This window comes from Mycobacterium sp. DL592 (assembly GCF_011694515.1).
Lineage (GTDB): Bacteria > Actinomycetota > Actinomycetes > Mycobacteriales > Mycobacteriaceae > Mycobacterium.
Genome location: NZ_CP050192.1, coordinates 4,888,008 through 4,901,876 on the forward strand (window position 1 = coordinate 4,888,008; position 13,869 = coordinate 4,901,876).

Here is a 13,869-nt window from a genome sequence, read left to right on the forward strand (position 1 = left end):
CGCAGCGATGCCAGGGCACCCTTGGAGACCGGTTCGATGCGGTGCTGAGAGGCTGCCGATACGACTTGGCCGCGGTCAGCCCTCGCCCGGCGGGCCGGCCACGTCCACGCCCTTGAGGACGATGCCGACCGCCGCCTCAATGACGTCGTCGTCGGGCACTGCACCGAACATCAGCGACGGGCAGGCAACCACACCGGCGAGCATCGAGATCGCCGCTTCGAGGTCGGGTCCGTGGAAGGCACGCTCGAGAAGCGCGCGGATCGGCCGCTGCCCCTCGGTATTCACTCGGTCCCTGATCTGCTCCATCGCCTCGACAGTCGACCATTGGGCGAGCGCGAAGATCACCCGGTCCAGGCGCAGCTCCACGATCGCCTGCCGGAAGACCTTCAGTTCGCCGATCAAGTCAGCGCGCAGGTCACCGGTGGGCTCGTGATGCGGCAGGTCGCCGAGGGCTTCCATGGCGGTCGCGAACAGATCGGCCCTCGACGGCCAGTGCGCGTACAGCGTGGTCTTGGAGTAGCGGGCGATCCCGGCGATCCGGGCGTGGGTGAGCGCGTCGGGCCCTTCCCTGGTCAGGAGGTCGAGTGCGGTGCGTGCCACGTCAGCACGCGTGCGGATGACCCGCGCATCCTCGCCCACCACGAACGCCTCCCCTTCCTGCCGGGTGTCTGGTCAACCGAGCTGTTCGGACACACGAAACCAGCGGCCGAAAAGATTGTCCAATTCTGTAATAACTTTCCACTATTGGACGGATAGTTCATTACCGTACATTCCTTCCTGTAAGCCTCGCATCACAGTGAAGGTGAGAAATGATTCCTGAAACACTGACCCAGGCCCAGTTCGACACGGTCTACAACATCTTGTCCCTGACGCTGGCCGCGCAACTGTTCGGCGCGATCTTCCTCTTCGTCGTCCAACCGCGGGTGCTCCCCCGCTATCGCCAGGCCCTGGTGATCTCCGCGATCGTGTGCGGCATCGCCGCCTACCACTATTTCCGCATTTTCGAATCGTTCAAGGCAGCGTTCGTCACGGAGGCGGCCGGTGGCCGCGGCACCTACGTGCAGGCCGCGGGCGACTCGTTCAACGAGGGATACCGCTACGTCGACTGGCTGCTGACGGTGCCCCTGCTGCTCACCGAGCTCATCGTGGTTCTGGCACTGGCCCGCAAGCTGCGCAACTCGCTGCTGTGGCGGCTCATCCCGGCGTCGGCCGCGATGATCGCTCTGGGCTATCCGGGAGAGATCAGCGGCGACAACACCATTCGCAATGTCTTCGGTTTGTTGTCGACGATTCCGTTCCTCTACATCCTTTATGTGCTGTTCGTCGAGCTCACCCGGTCGCTGGATCGCCAGCCCCCCGCGGTGCGCCAGACCGTCAGCCGGATGCGGATCCTGTTGCTGGCCACCTGGGGCGTGTATCCGATCGCCTACATCATCCCGCTGTACTTCAGCCATGCCGGAGCCGACGCTTGGGTCTCCAAGCAGGTCGGCTACTCGGTGGCCGACATCCTGGCCAAGGTGCTCTACGGCCTGCTGATCTACAGGATCGCGCGGCTGAAGTCGTTCGCCGACGACCCGGCGTTCTCTGCGCAGGAGAACGAACATGCCGAGCACGGCGTTGCGACCCCGTCGAACGGCAAGCCGAAAGTCGTTGCCGGACATAAAGAACCGACAACGACGGCTTAGGTCCGGCCGACTCAGATGACCATCGTCGCACGCCGGCCCCGTGTGCGATGGTGGCGCGGAGGCGGGAGCCCCCCGGGAGCGAACCTCCCGGGGGGCTTCGTGCCGGGTGCGGACCGACACACCCTGGAGGCGGCCGCGACCTGGTCGCGCAGACTGGCCCTGGCCGCAGCCGCGTCCTGGCTTCCGGTTGACACTGCGCCGCTCGTACTCGGCATCGCCGCAGTGGGTTTCGCTGCAGGAATCCCGCATGGCGCCATCGATCATCTGACCGCGACCCGACTGACCGGCCGCACCTCGGTCGCGACGGCGGCCGTCGTCTACGCCGCACTAGCGGTCACCGCGTGGGCACTGATGACGTGGCTCGGCACGGCCGGCCTACTGGTCGCAGTCGCACTCAGCGCACTCCATTTCGGCCTCGGCGAACTCGAAGTATCCCGCCAGCTCACCGGATGGCGTCCCAATCTTCCTGTCGCCGTGGCGATTACGGTCGCCGGATGCGGAGCGCTGATCCTGCCCCTGGCCCGCGCCGGTGACCAGCTCACCGGCGTGGCTGCCGCGGTCTCACCCGGAATCGACGTCTGGCTCGGCTCGGCTTGGCTACCGACCGCCCTGGTTGTCAGTTGGCTTGCCGCCGCCGCTGTCGCGGTGACCGGCGCCTTTCGGGCAGGTCGGCCTTTAGTCGCCGTCGACATCGTGTTGATCGGCCTTCTCGGCGCACTGGCACCGCCGCTGCTGGCGTTCGCCGTGTGGTTCGGCGGCTGGCATGCACTTCGGCATTGCGCCCGCATGCTGACCGTCGAACCCGGCTGTGCGCAGTTGGTGGCGGTCGGACTGCGCAGGGCGGCGGTCGCGCGCTTCGCCCGGCTGGCCGCCTGGCCGTCGGTGGCCGCATTCTCGGCGGTCGCGATCCTTGGGTGGTTCACCCTGATGGCGCATGATCCCGCGGGGTTGGTGGCCGAGGTGTTGCGGGTACTGCTGGCTCTGACCGCGCCCCACATGGCGGTGGTGGCGTGGCTCGACCGCATGACGGGCCGCTAGTAGCGGCCGCCGCGCATCAGCAGAACGCCGTCAGGACCGGACCAGCCGGGCGATGGCGGCCGAGGCCTCGGCCAGCTTCTTCTCGCCTTCCTCGCCGCCCTCGGCGACGGCGTGGCTGACGCAGTGGTTGAGGTGTTCGTCGAGCAGTCCCAGTGCCACCGACTGCAACGCACTGTTGACGGCACTGATCTGGGTCAGGATGTCGATGCAGTACTTGTCCTCGTCGATCATCTTCGCGATCCCGCGAACCTGGCCCTCGATGCGGCGCAGCCGCTTGGCATAACCGTCCTTGTCGGCCGAATAGCCCGGTGCGCCAGTCATTTACCCTCCCAGCATCTTCTTCATCTGGTCGATCTCAGCCTGTTGTGCGGTGACGATGTTCTGGGCCATCGTGATCATGTCGGGGCTCTTGCCTGCGGCGACCTCGCCCCCGGCCATCGCGATGGCGCCCTGATGGTGGCTGATCATCGACTGCAGCCATAACGTATCGAATTCCTGGCCCTTCAGTGTGCCGAGCTTGGCCATCGTGGCGTCGTCGACCATGCCGTCCATCGGCATGTCGCTGTGATCGGCTGCCGCGTTGGGGCTGATGTCCCACTGCACGAGCAGCGCCTTCATCGCGTTGATCTCGGGTTGCTGTTCACCGGAGATGGTGGCGGCCAGTTTGACCAACTCAGGATTGGTGGAGCGGTCGGGCACCATTGCGGCCAGCTGCACGGCCTGCTGGTGATGGGGAATCATCATCTGGGCGAACATGACGTCGTGGTCGTTGTGAACGGCGACCTGGTCGCTGGCGGCGGTGGCTGCGGCGCTGGTGGAGGTGTGCTCGCTGTGGTTCTCCGCCTTGCTACAGGAGGCGACGGCGACGACGGCGGCTATGGCGGCGATACCCGCGGCGATGCGGGTGCTGGTGGACCTCATGCAGCCCACCGTACCCGATACCCTCCAGGGGTATTGGAAAGGATTTTGCCACCACCCCTCACCACGGCATACTTGACCGGTGAGCCAAACGCCTGATCTCAAGCCCCGCAGCCGCGACGTCACCGACGGACTGGAGAAGGCCGCGGCGCGCGGCATGCTCCGTGCGGTAGGCATGGGCGACGAGGACTTCGCCAAACCCCAGATCGGTGTGGCGTCGTCGTGGAACGAGATCACCCCGTGCAACCTCTCGCTGCAACGACTCGCCCAGGCGGTCAAGGAAGGCGTCTTCGAGGCCGGCGGCTACCCCCTGGAGTTCGGCACCATCTCGGTGTCCGACGGCATCTCGATGGGCCATGAGGGCATGCACTTCTCGCTGGTGTCCCGCGAGGTCATCGCCGACAGCGTGGAGACCGTCATGATGGCCGAGCGCCTCGACGGCTCGGTGCTGCTCGCCGGATGCGACAAGTCGCTGCCCGGCATGCTGATGGCCGCCGCGCGACTGGACCTGGCCGCGGTCTTCCTCTACGCCGGCTCGATCCTGCCGGGGCGGGCCAAGCTCTCCGACGGCACCGAGATGGACGTGACGATCATCGACGCGTTCGAAGCCGTTGGTGCGTGTGCGCGTGGCCTGATGCCGCGGGAGGACGTCGACGCCATCGAGCGCGCCATCTGTCCGGGCGAGGGCGCCTGCGGCGGCATGTACACCGCCAACACGATGGCCAGCGCGGCCGAGGCGCTGGGCATGTCGCTGCCGGGCAGCGCAGCTCCGCCGGCCACCGACCGCCGCCGCGACGGGTACGCCCGGGCCAGTGGGCGTGCCGTCATCGAGTTGCTGCGCCGCGGCATCACCGCCCGCGACATCCTGACCAAGGAGGCGTTCGACAACGCGATCGCCGTGGTGATGGCGTTCGGCGGTTCCACCAACGCGGTGCTGCACCTGCTGGCGATCGCCCACGAAGCAGGAGTGAAGCTGTCGTTGGAGGACTTCACCCGGATCGGCGCCAAGGTGCCGCACCTGGCCGACGTCAAACCGTTCGGCAAGCACGTGATGTTCGACGTCGACCGCATCGGCGGTGTGCCCGTGGTGATGAAGGCACTGCTGGATGCCGGTCTGCTGCACGGTGATGCGCTGACGGTCACCGGCAAGACCATGGCCGAGAACCTCGCTCACATCGACCCGCCGGATCCCGACGGCAAGGTGCTGCGCGCGCTGAGTCACCCGATCCACCCGACCGGCGGCATCACGATCCTGCACGGCTCGCTGGCGCCGGAGGGCGCGGTGGTCAAGTCCGCCGGGTTCGACTCTGACGTGTTCGAAGGCACCGCAAGGGTTTTCGACGGGGAACGCGCCGCCATGGATGCCCTCGAGGACGGCACCATCACCGCGGGTGACGTGGTGGTGATTCGCTACGAGGGGCCTAAGGGCGGGCCCGGTATGCGCGAGATGCTGGCGATCACCGGCGCCATCAAGGGCGCCGGCCTGGGCAAAGACGTGCTGCTGCTGACCGACGGCCGCTTCTCCGGAGGGACCACCGGACTGTGCGTCGGGCACGTGGCGCCCGAGGCGGTCGACGCCGGCCCGATCGCGTTCGTCAAAGACGGTGACCGGATCCGGCTCGATGTGGGTAACTCGACGTTGGACGTGCTGGTCGATCCGGCCGAATTCGATGCCCGCCGAGCGGGATTCACTCCCCCGCCGCCGCGCTACACCACCGGGGTGCTGGCCAAGTACCGCAAACTGGTCGGTTCGGCGGCCGGCGGAGCGGTCTGCGGCTAGGCCGCGTCGGAGCCTGCCGACCGCTTGGATGCGCCCACAGTCTTGTGGGCTGAGCCGGACGACGAGTCTGCTGCGCTCGGAGCGGCCTTCTTGCTCGGCTTGGCGGCCTTGGCACCGCCTGTCGACGGTCCCGGGGTCGAGGGCGTGCTGTCGGAGCCAGTCGTCGGCTTGGTGTCGTCGGCCGGCGCCGTGGTGGTGTCGGACACCTCGTTGGACGTCGCCTTGACCTCCGGTGTCGACACCTCGGGGGCGGGCGTTTGGACCGCCGTCGACGCGGCGGAGGACTGCGATGCGCTGTAGCTGATACCCAGGTGGTTGCCGTCGACCACGAGGGTGGGCGCCGGCTGTCCGAACCGCAGGATCGGGAAGGCGTCCTGGAATCCGACGACCAAGGCGCGCAACACATCCCCGGGGACTTGCGCCCACTCCTGTGCCGTCAGGGGCGCCTGCGACAGGAACGGGGTGTAGACGTTCGAGGTCTCGAAGGACCGGGTGTAGAGGCCGTTGGCGGTCGGCGTCTGGACGTCGGTGTAGCCGGTGTTGACCAGGATCGTCAGAGCCGGCTGCAAGGCGTCGGCCAACGGTGTGCCGAGGTTCAGCGGAATGCCCAGCGCCTTGGTGACCGCGTTGATCAGCCGCACCGGCAGGCGCAGCGGCTCCAGCAGCGGCAGGTTCTTGGGCAGCAGGGTTCCGTACCAGGCCTCACCGGTGGAGATGGGCAGAGTATTAGCGGTCAATCTGCTCAGAATGCCGAGCGTCCCGGCGATGTTGAGGCCGGCCGTGGTGAGGTCGACACCCTGCAGATCGGTGCCGCCGAGCAGATTCGTCGGCAGCGCCGCGAACGCGGTGTTGAGCAGCGAGAACGGGTTGAGCGTCGCCGGGAAATCCGACAGCGGATCGTAGGCCCACGTCAGGTCGAGCGTTGCGGTGTTGAGTTTGATGCCGACCCCGGGCGGAGAGACGCTCGGGGTCGAGGAGTACTCACCGGCGCCCGGGACGGTGGTGTCCACCCCGAACAGGTTCAGGATCGGGCCGAACCGGCTCATGATGCCGCCGTTGGGCCGCAACAGATTTCGAACGAACAGCAGCGCCTGGTTGGTTTGGTTGGTGGCCTGCACGTTCGGGCAGTTGTTCGGGTTGAAGATGCTGCCACAGCCCGACGCGATGGTCTGCTTCTCGATCGGGCCCGGGGCGAACGGGGTGTACCCAGCCGGGGTGTTGCCCTGGACGCTCGCGATCTGATTGCGGTAGGCCTCGATGAGACTGAGCGCGCCGGTCCCGACGCCGAGAGCGGCGGGGAATTCGTTTGGTGTGGAGCATGTTCCGCCGGTGGTGCACACGATGCGGTCGTAGGAGTTCAGCGCTGATCCCAGCAGGTTCGTGCGTCTCAGGAAGCCCAGCCCGTTCACGGTGTCATAGAGAGCGAGCGGGTTGTTGTCCACCGGCCCGTCGAGAATGAGCGTCAAGTTGACCTGACCCACGATCGGCGTCGAAGGGTCGGTGACCTCGATCGGACCGATGCTCGTCACACCTACCGCGGCCAGGATGCCGGCCAGCGGGCCGGTGGTGTAGACGTCCTGCAGGATGTTCACGGCGGTGGGCGTGGGGTCGGCGAGCGCGATCGGCGCGGCAGGGCCCAGCCCCACCGCGGCGGCAGTTGCGGTTGCGGTCGCGACACCAGCCAGCGCCAGCTTCGTCGTGACTGTCTTGGCGTACCTCGTCGAGCCACCCCTGAGCTTTCCCGCAAACGCTGTAGCAGACATGTCCCGACCCCTAACGCCAGTGCTCTCAGGCTGTGCTCAGGAACATAACCCCCGGCAACTACGGGCGGGTCAATTTGGCCGCGGTGGGTCGCAAGTGGTGACTATTGGCCCGCGAACTGCTGGTAGATCGCGGGAAGGAAGCCGGCCAGGTGGTTCATCTCCTGGGCGCAGTGCACCATCAGATCCCGCGGATCGGGCAGCTGGCGCGCCGCCACCGGCCGGACCGCCCAGTCGGTCACGCGGTTGCCGCCCCGCACCGCCACATGCCGGCCGCCCATCCAGAACCGTGATCGCATCTCGGCGCCCTCGGCGGTGGGACGGACGTGGTGGATGAACCAGCCGATGTCGACCGGCAACTCCGAGGACCCCAGCCGGGCACACACCGCGATACCGTCGCCGAGCCGGGCCGGGTCGAGGCCCAGACGTTCGGGTTCGACGAAGGCGATCGCCCCTTTGGTGAATGCCGAGCCCAGGTACTCCTCGATCAGCGAGGTGCGGCCGACATAACTGCCGTCGGGACCGGCATCGGCCCAGCGCGCAGAGACGTGCGCGCGCGGGTGCCACAGCTTGTAGCGCCGCGAGTCGCTGCCGTGCCAGCCGAACCACCACGACCACATCGACGGGGTCACTCCCGGCATGTCAGTGCGTGCCGATACCTGGATTCCACCGTCACGCAATTGCCCGTACCCGTTCTCGGTCTGCTGGTAGCCGTCGTCGAGAAGTGTTGCAGCCGAGTCGATGTCGAGCAGTACTTCCTCAGCCTGGGGGCCGTGATCGAGTGCGGTCACGATATGTTTCGGCAGCGGGGCCATCTCGGGATTGAAGAACGATCCCCACGCCGTATCGGCGTCACCGGACCGATAGCCAAGGTAAGTGGTGCCCATCAGACCCGTCCCATCCAGCTGTGGAACCGTCCGTCGGGGTCGTAGGCGGCTCGCACCCGGTCGAGCTTGGCCATGTTCTCATCGGTGACGAACTTGGCGGGCCGCTCGCCGAGGTTCTCGTCGGCGAGTTGCACACCGGTCTGCAGGTGCTCCATGTTCGCCATGTTGGAACGCGCCCAGTCCGAATACTTTTCGTCGTCGTGGGCGTCCTTCCACACGGTGTAGAGGGCGAGGTAGATCTCGTCTTCCAGGCTGTAGGCCATGTCTTGGCGCTGCGGTGACGGACCCCAGTTCAGCCAGAGGAAGTGCGCCGGATGCGGCGGCATGGTCTCGAAGATGCGCCGGATCCCCGGAAGCAACTCCTCGGCCGACGCCGAGGTCCACATGTTGTCGGTGGCGTACCGGTACCCGGTCGGGTAGTTGGTCATGACGCCCTCGTAGGCGGTGGCCAGGTCGATGGGGGCGTACGGCACGGCGATCGTCGCCTTGTCCAGCACCGGGCACGTCTGCAGAATCGCGAGCGCCTCGATCGCTTCCTGCTCGCTATCGGCGAACACCGGCGAGGCGACGGTGATGCCGGGGGTCGTCAGGCCCAGCGCAGGGATCTCACGCGAGGCCAGCATCTGGAACTCGACCCGGCGATCCACCTCGGCGCTGATGGATCGCGCCCAGGTGTAGACCTCGTCGACGTAGTCGGTCGGGTACACGTAGATGGCGTTAGCGCAGACCGCCGGCTTGGGATAGAGCTTGAGGTGGAACGCCGTCACGACCGCGAAGAATCCTGGCCCCGAACCCCTTGCCGCCCAATATAAGTCAGCGTGGTTATCGGCATCGATGTAGATCTGCTCGCCGTCGGCGGTCACCACGTCGAGGCCAAGCACGCTCTCGCATGCCGGTCCCCACACCCGGCTGTTCCAGCCGTAGCCGCCCTGCAGCAGGTAGCCGCCGATGCGGACGCCTTTGCAGTGGCCGGCAGGGAAGAACAGGTTCAGCCTGTCGAGCTCATCGGCCAGGATGCTGCCGCCTTTACCCGGACCGACGACGGCACGCCGGTTGTCTGCGTCCACCACGCAGCTGTCGAGCCTGCTGACGTCCAGCAGGACCCCGCCGTCGCGGACGTGGTTGCCGGCCCAGCTGTGGCCCCCGGAGCGGACCCCGATCTTGACCCCGTTGGCCTTGGCGTAGCGCACGGTCGCGACCACGTCGTCGGCGTCGACGGCCTGGACGACGACGTCGGGATACCGCTGCGGTGTGCGGGCGTTCCAGACCGTGGCGCAGCGGGCGGCCTCGTAGCCGTCGTCGCCACGGAAGAAATGCCGCCCTTCAGGAAGTGAAGCCACCCGACCCTCTCCTCATGATTCGGAATGCGAACCTGTACGATCCGTTATGCGGCACACTACCGCGAAAGTGAAGCCCGAGGGAAGGGGACGCACATGCCCGATGCCGAGGTGTCCACGATTCGTGACGGCAAGGCGGCCAACGCCCGCGACGACGGCATCCAGGTGCTGCGCCGAGCCGCCGCCGCCCTCGACGAGATCGCGACGGCACCCGGGCGGCTGCGGCTGGTCGACCTGCACAGCCGGCTCGGCCTGGCCAAATCCACCACCCGCCGGCTGCTCGTCGGCTTGACGGAGATCGGGTTCGCCGCGGTCGACGACGACGGGCGGATCGTCCTGGGCGAGCGCCTGCTCGGCCTGGCCAGTGCGAACGCCGCCCACATCACCACGACCTTCCGGCCGACCGTGGAGCGGGTGGCCGAGGAAACCGGCGAGACCGTGGATCTCTCGTTGTTCCGCGGCGGCCAGATGCTGTTCATCGACCAGATCGAGTCCCCGCACCGCCTGCGCGCCGTCTCCGCGGTCGGGGCCCGATTCCCGCTGTTCGACACCGCCAACGGCAAGGCGGCGCTGGCCCTGCTCGACGAGACCGAACTCGACCAGCTGCTGGCCCCGCTGGCAGCCGACCGCAGCGCTCGCGTGCGCGCCGAGGTCGACGAGATCCGCATCAGCGGCATCGCGTACGACCGCGACGAACACACCGAGGGCATCTCGGCGGCCGGGGTGGCCGGCCGCGCTGCCGGCGGCAACATCGTCGCCATCTCGGTCCCGGCCCCAACCGATCGTTTCCTGGCCCATCAGAGCAGAATCGTGGCCGCACTGCGCCGGGCCCTGGACGCACCGGCGTGGGTGGGCTGAGCCAAGGCTTGCCAGCGGGTCTCGGGCGGGGGCAGAGTGGCGTGGGTGAGCCGCACCGCATTACGAATCTGCCCGATCTGTGAGGCCACCTGCGGGTTGGTCCTGACCATCGACGATGACGCGGGACGGATCGACTCCGCCCGCGGTGACCGAGACGACGTCTTCAGCCACGGTTTCATCTGCCCCAAGGGCGCCAGCTTCCCGGAACTGGACAACGACCCCGACCGGCTGCGCGCACCACTGGTGCGCCGCAACGGCGAACTAGTCGAGGCGTCCTGGGCGGAGGCGTTCGCCGCCGCCGCCCAAGGTCTGCAACGCGTGATCGCCGAGACCGGCGGAGGCTCCGTCGCGGTGTATCTCGGTAATCCCAACGCGCACACCATCGCCGGCGCGCTCTACGGTCCCGTGGTCGTCAAGTCGCTGGGCACTCGGCAGGTCTACTCGGCGAGCACGCTGGACCAGATGCCCAAACACGTCTCGTGCGGATACCTATTCGGCAACCCATTGGCGTTCACTATCCCCGACCTCGACCGCACCGACTATCTGGTAATCATGGGTGGAAACCCGTTGGTGTCCAACGGATCTCTAGCCACCGCCGCCGACTTCCCCGGCAAGCTCAAGGCTTTACGCAAGCGCGGTGGACGGCTGGTGGTGATCGACCCCACCCGCACCAGGACTGCTGAACTGGCCGACCGGCACCTCGCCGTGCGCCCCGGCACCGACGCCGCCCTGCTGTTCGCGATCGTCAATGTGCTCTTCGACGAGGACCTGGTTGACCTCGGCCGGCTTGCCGACCACGTGACAGGTGTGGACCAGGTCCGTGCCGCAGCGGTGGATTTCCCGCCGGAGACCGTCGCCGAGCATTGTGGCGTTGCCGCGGACGAGATCCGCACGCTGGCCCGCGAGATCGCCGCCGCCCCGAGCGCAGCGGTGTACGGCCGCATCGGCACGTCGACCGTGCAGTTCGGCACCCTGACAAGTTGGTTGGTCGATGTCGTCAACATCCTGACCGGCAATCTGGACCGGGCCGGCGGGGTCATGTTCGCCAGCCCACCGATCGGCTCGGCGCCGCGCCCGCCCCGGCCGGGGCGTGGGTTCGCCACGGGCCGTTGGCAGAGCAGGGTGTCCGGCCATCCCGAGGTGCTGTCGGAGATGCCGACCGTCGCGCTGGCCGAGGAGATCGAGACACCCGGCGACGGCCAGGTCCGCGCCGTCATCACCATCGCGGGCAACCCCGTCCTGTCGGCGCCCGACGGGGCCCGTCTGAGCGAGGCCCTCGACAAGGTCGACTTCATGCTGTCGGTGGACCCGTATCTCAACGAGACGACCCGGCACGCCGACGTCATCCTGCCGCCCCCACCGCCCACCCGGGCTGCCCACTTCGATGTGGCACTGAGCGGGGCGGTGGTGCGCAACAACGCCCGCTACTCCCCGCCGGTGTTCGCACTGGAGGACGGCAGGCCCGACGAGTGCGAGATCCTGGCCCGGCTGGCCCTGATCGTGCTCGGCATGGGGCCCGACTCCGACCCGGCACTGGTCGACGAGCAGGTGATCGGCTCGACGCTGGGCAAGGAAGTCGCCGACCCCACCTCCCCCGTGGCCGGCCGCTCGGCTGAGGAGCTGGCCGCGATGCTGCCCGACGGCCCCGGCTACGAACGCCGCCTGGACATGATGTTGCGGCTCGGCCCGTTCGGCGACGGCTTCGGCGCCACACCGGACGGCCTGACATTGCAGAAGCTCAAGGACACCCCGCACGGCGTGGACCTCGGTGCCCTCACTCCGCGCATCCCCGAGGTGCTTCGAACCCCCTCGGGCACAATCGAATTGGCGCCCGAGCAGATACTGTCCGACGTTGCGCGGCTGCACGCGTCGCTGACCTCGGAGCCGGGTTTCCTGCTGATCGGTCGCCGTCACCTGCGCTCGAACAACAGTTGGATGCACAACCTTCCGGCGCTGGCGGGTGGCACCAATCGCTGCACCCTGCAGATCCATCCGGACGACGCTGCACGGCTCGGGCTGGACGACATCGCGGTGGTGACCGGTCCGGGCGGCAAGCTCGAGGTCCCGGTGGAGGTCACCGACACGATCCGCCCCGGCGTCGTGTCGCTGCCGCACGGCTGGGGTCACACCGAACCCGGCACCCGCCTGTCGGTGGCTGCCCAGTCACCGGGCGTCAACGTCAACAGCCTCAACGACGGCACGCTGCTGGACCGCCTGTCGGGCACCGCGGTGCTCAACGCACTGCCGGTGGAGGTATCCCGGGCCGGCTAGTAGAGCAGGCGCCGAACATTGTCCTCGCTGTAGCGCTCCTCGAGCTGGGCGTCGGTCCAATCCGTTCGCAACGCCTTAGCCAGCTGGGCCACGCTGGGCAACGCGGTGGGATTCCACGTCTCAGGCTTCCAGGTGTCGGACCGCAGAAACGCCTTGGCGCAGTGGAAAAAGACCTCTTCGATGTCGATCTCCAGCACCAACAACGGCCGCTTGCCCTGCACGACCAGCGTCTCGAAGTAGTCGGCGTCGGCGAGGATTGTGGCTCGCCCGTTGATCCGCAGCGTGTCACGGCGGCCGGGGATGAGGAACACGGTCCCGACCTGAGGACGCTGCAGAACGTTGCGGTAGCCATCGACCCGCTTGTTACCTGGCCGGTCCGGGATCGCGATGGTGCGTTCGTCGATGACATGGACGAATCCCGGCGGGTCGCCCTTGGGCGAAACATCTACCCGGCCATCCTCATCGGTCGTGGCGACGAATACCAGCGGCGAATGGGCCAGCCAGTCGCGCTGTACCGGCGAGAGCCGGTCCTTGACCTTGTTCGCGACGTAGGGATCGGGTTCACCAACGATCGCTCTGAGCTCAGCGATGGTGGTCACTTCGCGGCGCATCGCTCGATTCTGCACCTGCCCGGGCCTGTTAAGCCCGCCTATTTCACCACCGCGACGGCGAAGCCGTCCCAGCCCTTGAGGCCGACGGTCTGGATGGCGGCGGTGTCCAGGTGCGGGTGCTTGCCCATCATCTCGAGCATGTCGCGCACCGCGCGGGCCTGCTGGTCGTCGGCTGCCGGGTCGAGAATGCGGCCGTTGCGCACGATGTTGTCGACGACGATGACGGTGCCCGGGCGGCCGAGGTCGACGGCCCACTGCACGTAGGCGCTGTTGTTCTCCTTGTCGGCGTCGATGAACACCAGGTCGAAGTCACCGGTCAGCCCGGGCAGGGAGTCCAGAGCGGCTCCGAGGACGACCTCCACCCGGTCGGCCACGCCGGCGCGCTCGAGGTTGCGGCGGGCGACCTCGGCATGGCGGGGTTCGTACTCCAGGGTCACAACGCTGCCCTCGGCCCCGACGCCGCGGGCCAGGCAGATGGTGCTGTAGCCGCCGAGGGTCCCGATCTCGAGAACCCGGCGCGCTCCGCTGATCCGGACCAGCAGGTAGAGCAGGTGCGCGGTCTGCGGGGAAACCTCGATCGCCGGCAGGCCGGCGGCAGCCGAGTCGGACAGGGCTGCTGCCAGTGCGGCGTCGTCGTCGAGGAGTGCGCGGTCCAGCAGCTCGTCGACAGGCTGCCAGTCGTCAGGGCCGATCGTTGTGCTCACCGCCCCACCGTAACCGTTGG

At 67.6% G+C, this 13,869-nt stretch carries 13 protein-coding genes; 5 read left to right on the plus strand and 8 right to left on the minus strand.

Features of this window, described 5'->3' with window-relative positions; genetic code table 11:
* Positions 1-75: 75 nt before the first annotated feature.
* Entirely contained in the window at positions 76-642 is a 567-nt protein-coding gene (locus HBE64_RS23375; RefSeq protein ID WP_167107873.1) for a TetR/AcrR family transcriptional regulator, read from the minus strand.
* 167 nt (positions 643-809) lie between these two features.
* On the opposite strand from HBE64_RS23375, the gene HBE64_RS23380 reads away from it, so the two are divergent.
* Positions 810-1,685 (plus strand): bacteriorhodopsin-like, encoded by an 876-nt coding sequence (locus tag HBE64_RS23380; RefSeq protein WP_167107876.1) that lies wholly within the window; start codon positions 810-812, stop codon positions 1,683-1,685.
* A gap of 99 nt (positions 1,686-1,784) precedes the next feature.
* Positions 1,785-2,723 (plus strand): beta-carotene 15,15'-dioxygenase, Brp/Blh family, encoded by a 939-nt coding sequence (locus HBE64_RS23385; RefSeq protein WP_167107879.1) that lies wholly within the window; start codon positions 1,785-1,787, stop codon positions 2,721-2,723.
* Between the two features lie 30 nt (positions 2,724-2,753).
* On the opposite strand, the gene HBE64_RS23390 is transcribed toward HBE64_RS23385, so the two are convergent.
* The gene (locus HBE64_RS23390) at positions 2,754-3,044 is read right to left on the minus strand and encodes a metal-sensitive transcriptional regulator (protein ID WP_167107882.1); all 291 of its coding nucleotides are present in this window, start codon (positions 3,042-3,044) and stop codon (positions 2,754-2,756) included.
* Positions 3,045-3,644: a DUF305 domain-containing protein gene (locus tag HBE64_RS23395; protein ID WP_167107885.1), complete on the minus strand. Its 600-nt coding sequence runs from the start codon at positions 3,642-3,644 to the stop codon at positions 3,045-3,047.
* 79 nt (positions 3,645-3,723) lie between these two features.
* Between HBE64_RS23395 and ilvD the strand changes: the two genes are divergently transcribed.
* Positions 3,724-5,421 carry a dihydroxy-acid dehydratase gene (gene ilvD / locus HBE64_RS23400; RefSeq protein WP_167107888.1) on the plus strand — a complete coding sequence of 566 codons (1,698 nt, stop codon included), beginning with the start codon at positions 3,724-3,726 and terminating at the stop codon, positions 5,419-5,421.
* On the opposite strand, the gene HBE64_RS23405 is transcribed toward ilvD, so the two are convergent.
* The 3 genes from HBE64_RS23405 to HBE64_RS23415 form a co-directional block, all read right to left on the minus strand.
* The gene (locus HBE64_RS23405; RefSeq protein WP_167107891.1) at positions 5,418-7,184 is read right to left on the minus strand and encodes a PE-PPE domain-containing protein; all 1,767 of its coding nucleotides are present in this window, start codon (positions 7,182-7,184) and stop codon (positions 5,418-5,420) included. The genes ilvD and HBE64_RS23405 overlap by 4 nt on opposite strands.
* 101 nt (positions 7,185-7,285) lie before the next feature.
* Positions 7,286-8,068: a DAPG hydrolase family protein gene (locus HBE64_RS23410; protein ID WP_167107894.1), complete on the minus strand. Its 783-nt coding sequence runs from the start codon at positions 8,066-8,068 to the stop codon at positions 7,286-7,288.
* Positions 8,068-9,408, minus strand: a complete 1,341-nt coding sequence (locus HBE64_RS23415) for an FAD-binding oxidoreductase (protein ID WP_167107897.1) — start codon at positions 9,406-9,408, stop codon at positions 8,068-8,070. The genes HBE64_RS23410 and HBE64_RS23415 overlap by 1 nt, the downstream gene beginning before the upstream one ends.
* Positions 9,409-9,501: 93 nt before the next feature.
* Between HBE64_RS23415 and HBE64_RS23420 the strand changes: the two genes are divergently transcribed.
* Positions 9,502-10,263: an IclR family transcriptional regulator gene (locus tag HBE64_RS23420; protein WP_167107900.1), complete on the plus strand. Its 762-nt coding sequence runs from the start codon at positions 9,502-9,504 to the stop codon at positions 10,261-10,263.
* A 45-nt stretch (positions 10,264-10,308) separates the two neighbouring features.
* Complete coding sequence (locus HBE64_RS23425) at positions 10,309-12,534, plus strand: molybdopterin-dependent oxidoreductase (RefSeq protein ID WP_167107903.1); 2,226 nt, start codon at positions 10,309-10,311, stop codon at positions 12,532-12,534.
* On the opposite strand, the gene HBE64_RS23430 is transcribed toward HBE64_RS23425, so the two are convergent.
* Positions 12,531-13,145 carry a pyridoxamine 5'-phosphate oxidase family protein gene (locus HBE64_RS23430; protein WP_167107906.1) on the minus strand — a complete coding sequence of 205 codons (615 nt, stop codon included), beginning with the start codon at positions 13,143-13,145 and terminating at the stop codon, positions 12,531-12,533. The two genes, HBE64_RS23425 and HBE64_RS23430, sit on opposite strands and share 4 nt — an antisense overlap.
* A gap of 38 nt (positions 13,146-13,183) precedes the next feature.
* Entirely contained in the window at positions 13,184-13,837 is a 654-nt protein-coding gene (locus HBE64_RS23435; protein WP_167109573.1) for an O-methyltransferase, read from the minus strand.
* Between the last annotated feature and the right edge of the window lie 32 nt (positions 13,838-13,869).

Coding starts and splice junctions, on each gene's coding strand:
- HBE64_RS23410 (WP_167107894.1), bottom strand. CDS start 8,068: ATGGGCACCACTTACCTTGGCTATCGGTCCGGTGACGCCGATACGGCG.
- HBE64_RS23380 (WP_167107876.1), top strand. CDS start 810: ATGATTCCTGAAACACTGACCCAGGCCCAGTTCGACACGGTCTACAAC.
- HBE64_RS23430 (WP_167107906.1), bottom strand. CDS start 13,145: ATGCGCCGCGAAGTGACCACCATCGCTGAGCTCAGAGCGATCGTTGGT.
- HBE64_RS23390 (WP_167107882.1), bottom strand. CDS start 3,044: ATGACTGGCGCACCGGGCTATTCGGCCGACAAGGACGGTTATGCCAAG.
- HBE64_RS23395 (WP_167107885.1), bottom strand. CDS start 3,644: ATGAGGTCCACCAGCACCCGCATCGCCGCGGGTATCGCCGCCATAGCC.
- HBE64_RS23420 (WP_167107900.1), top strand. CDS start 9,502: ATGCCCGATGCCGAGGTGTCCACGATTCGTGACGGCAAGGCGGCCAAC.
- HBE64_RS23405 (WP_167107891.1), bottom strand. CDS start 7,184: ATGTCTGCTACAGCGTTTGCGGGAAAGCTCAGGGGTGGCTCGACGAGG.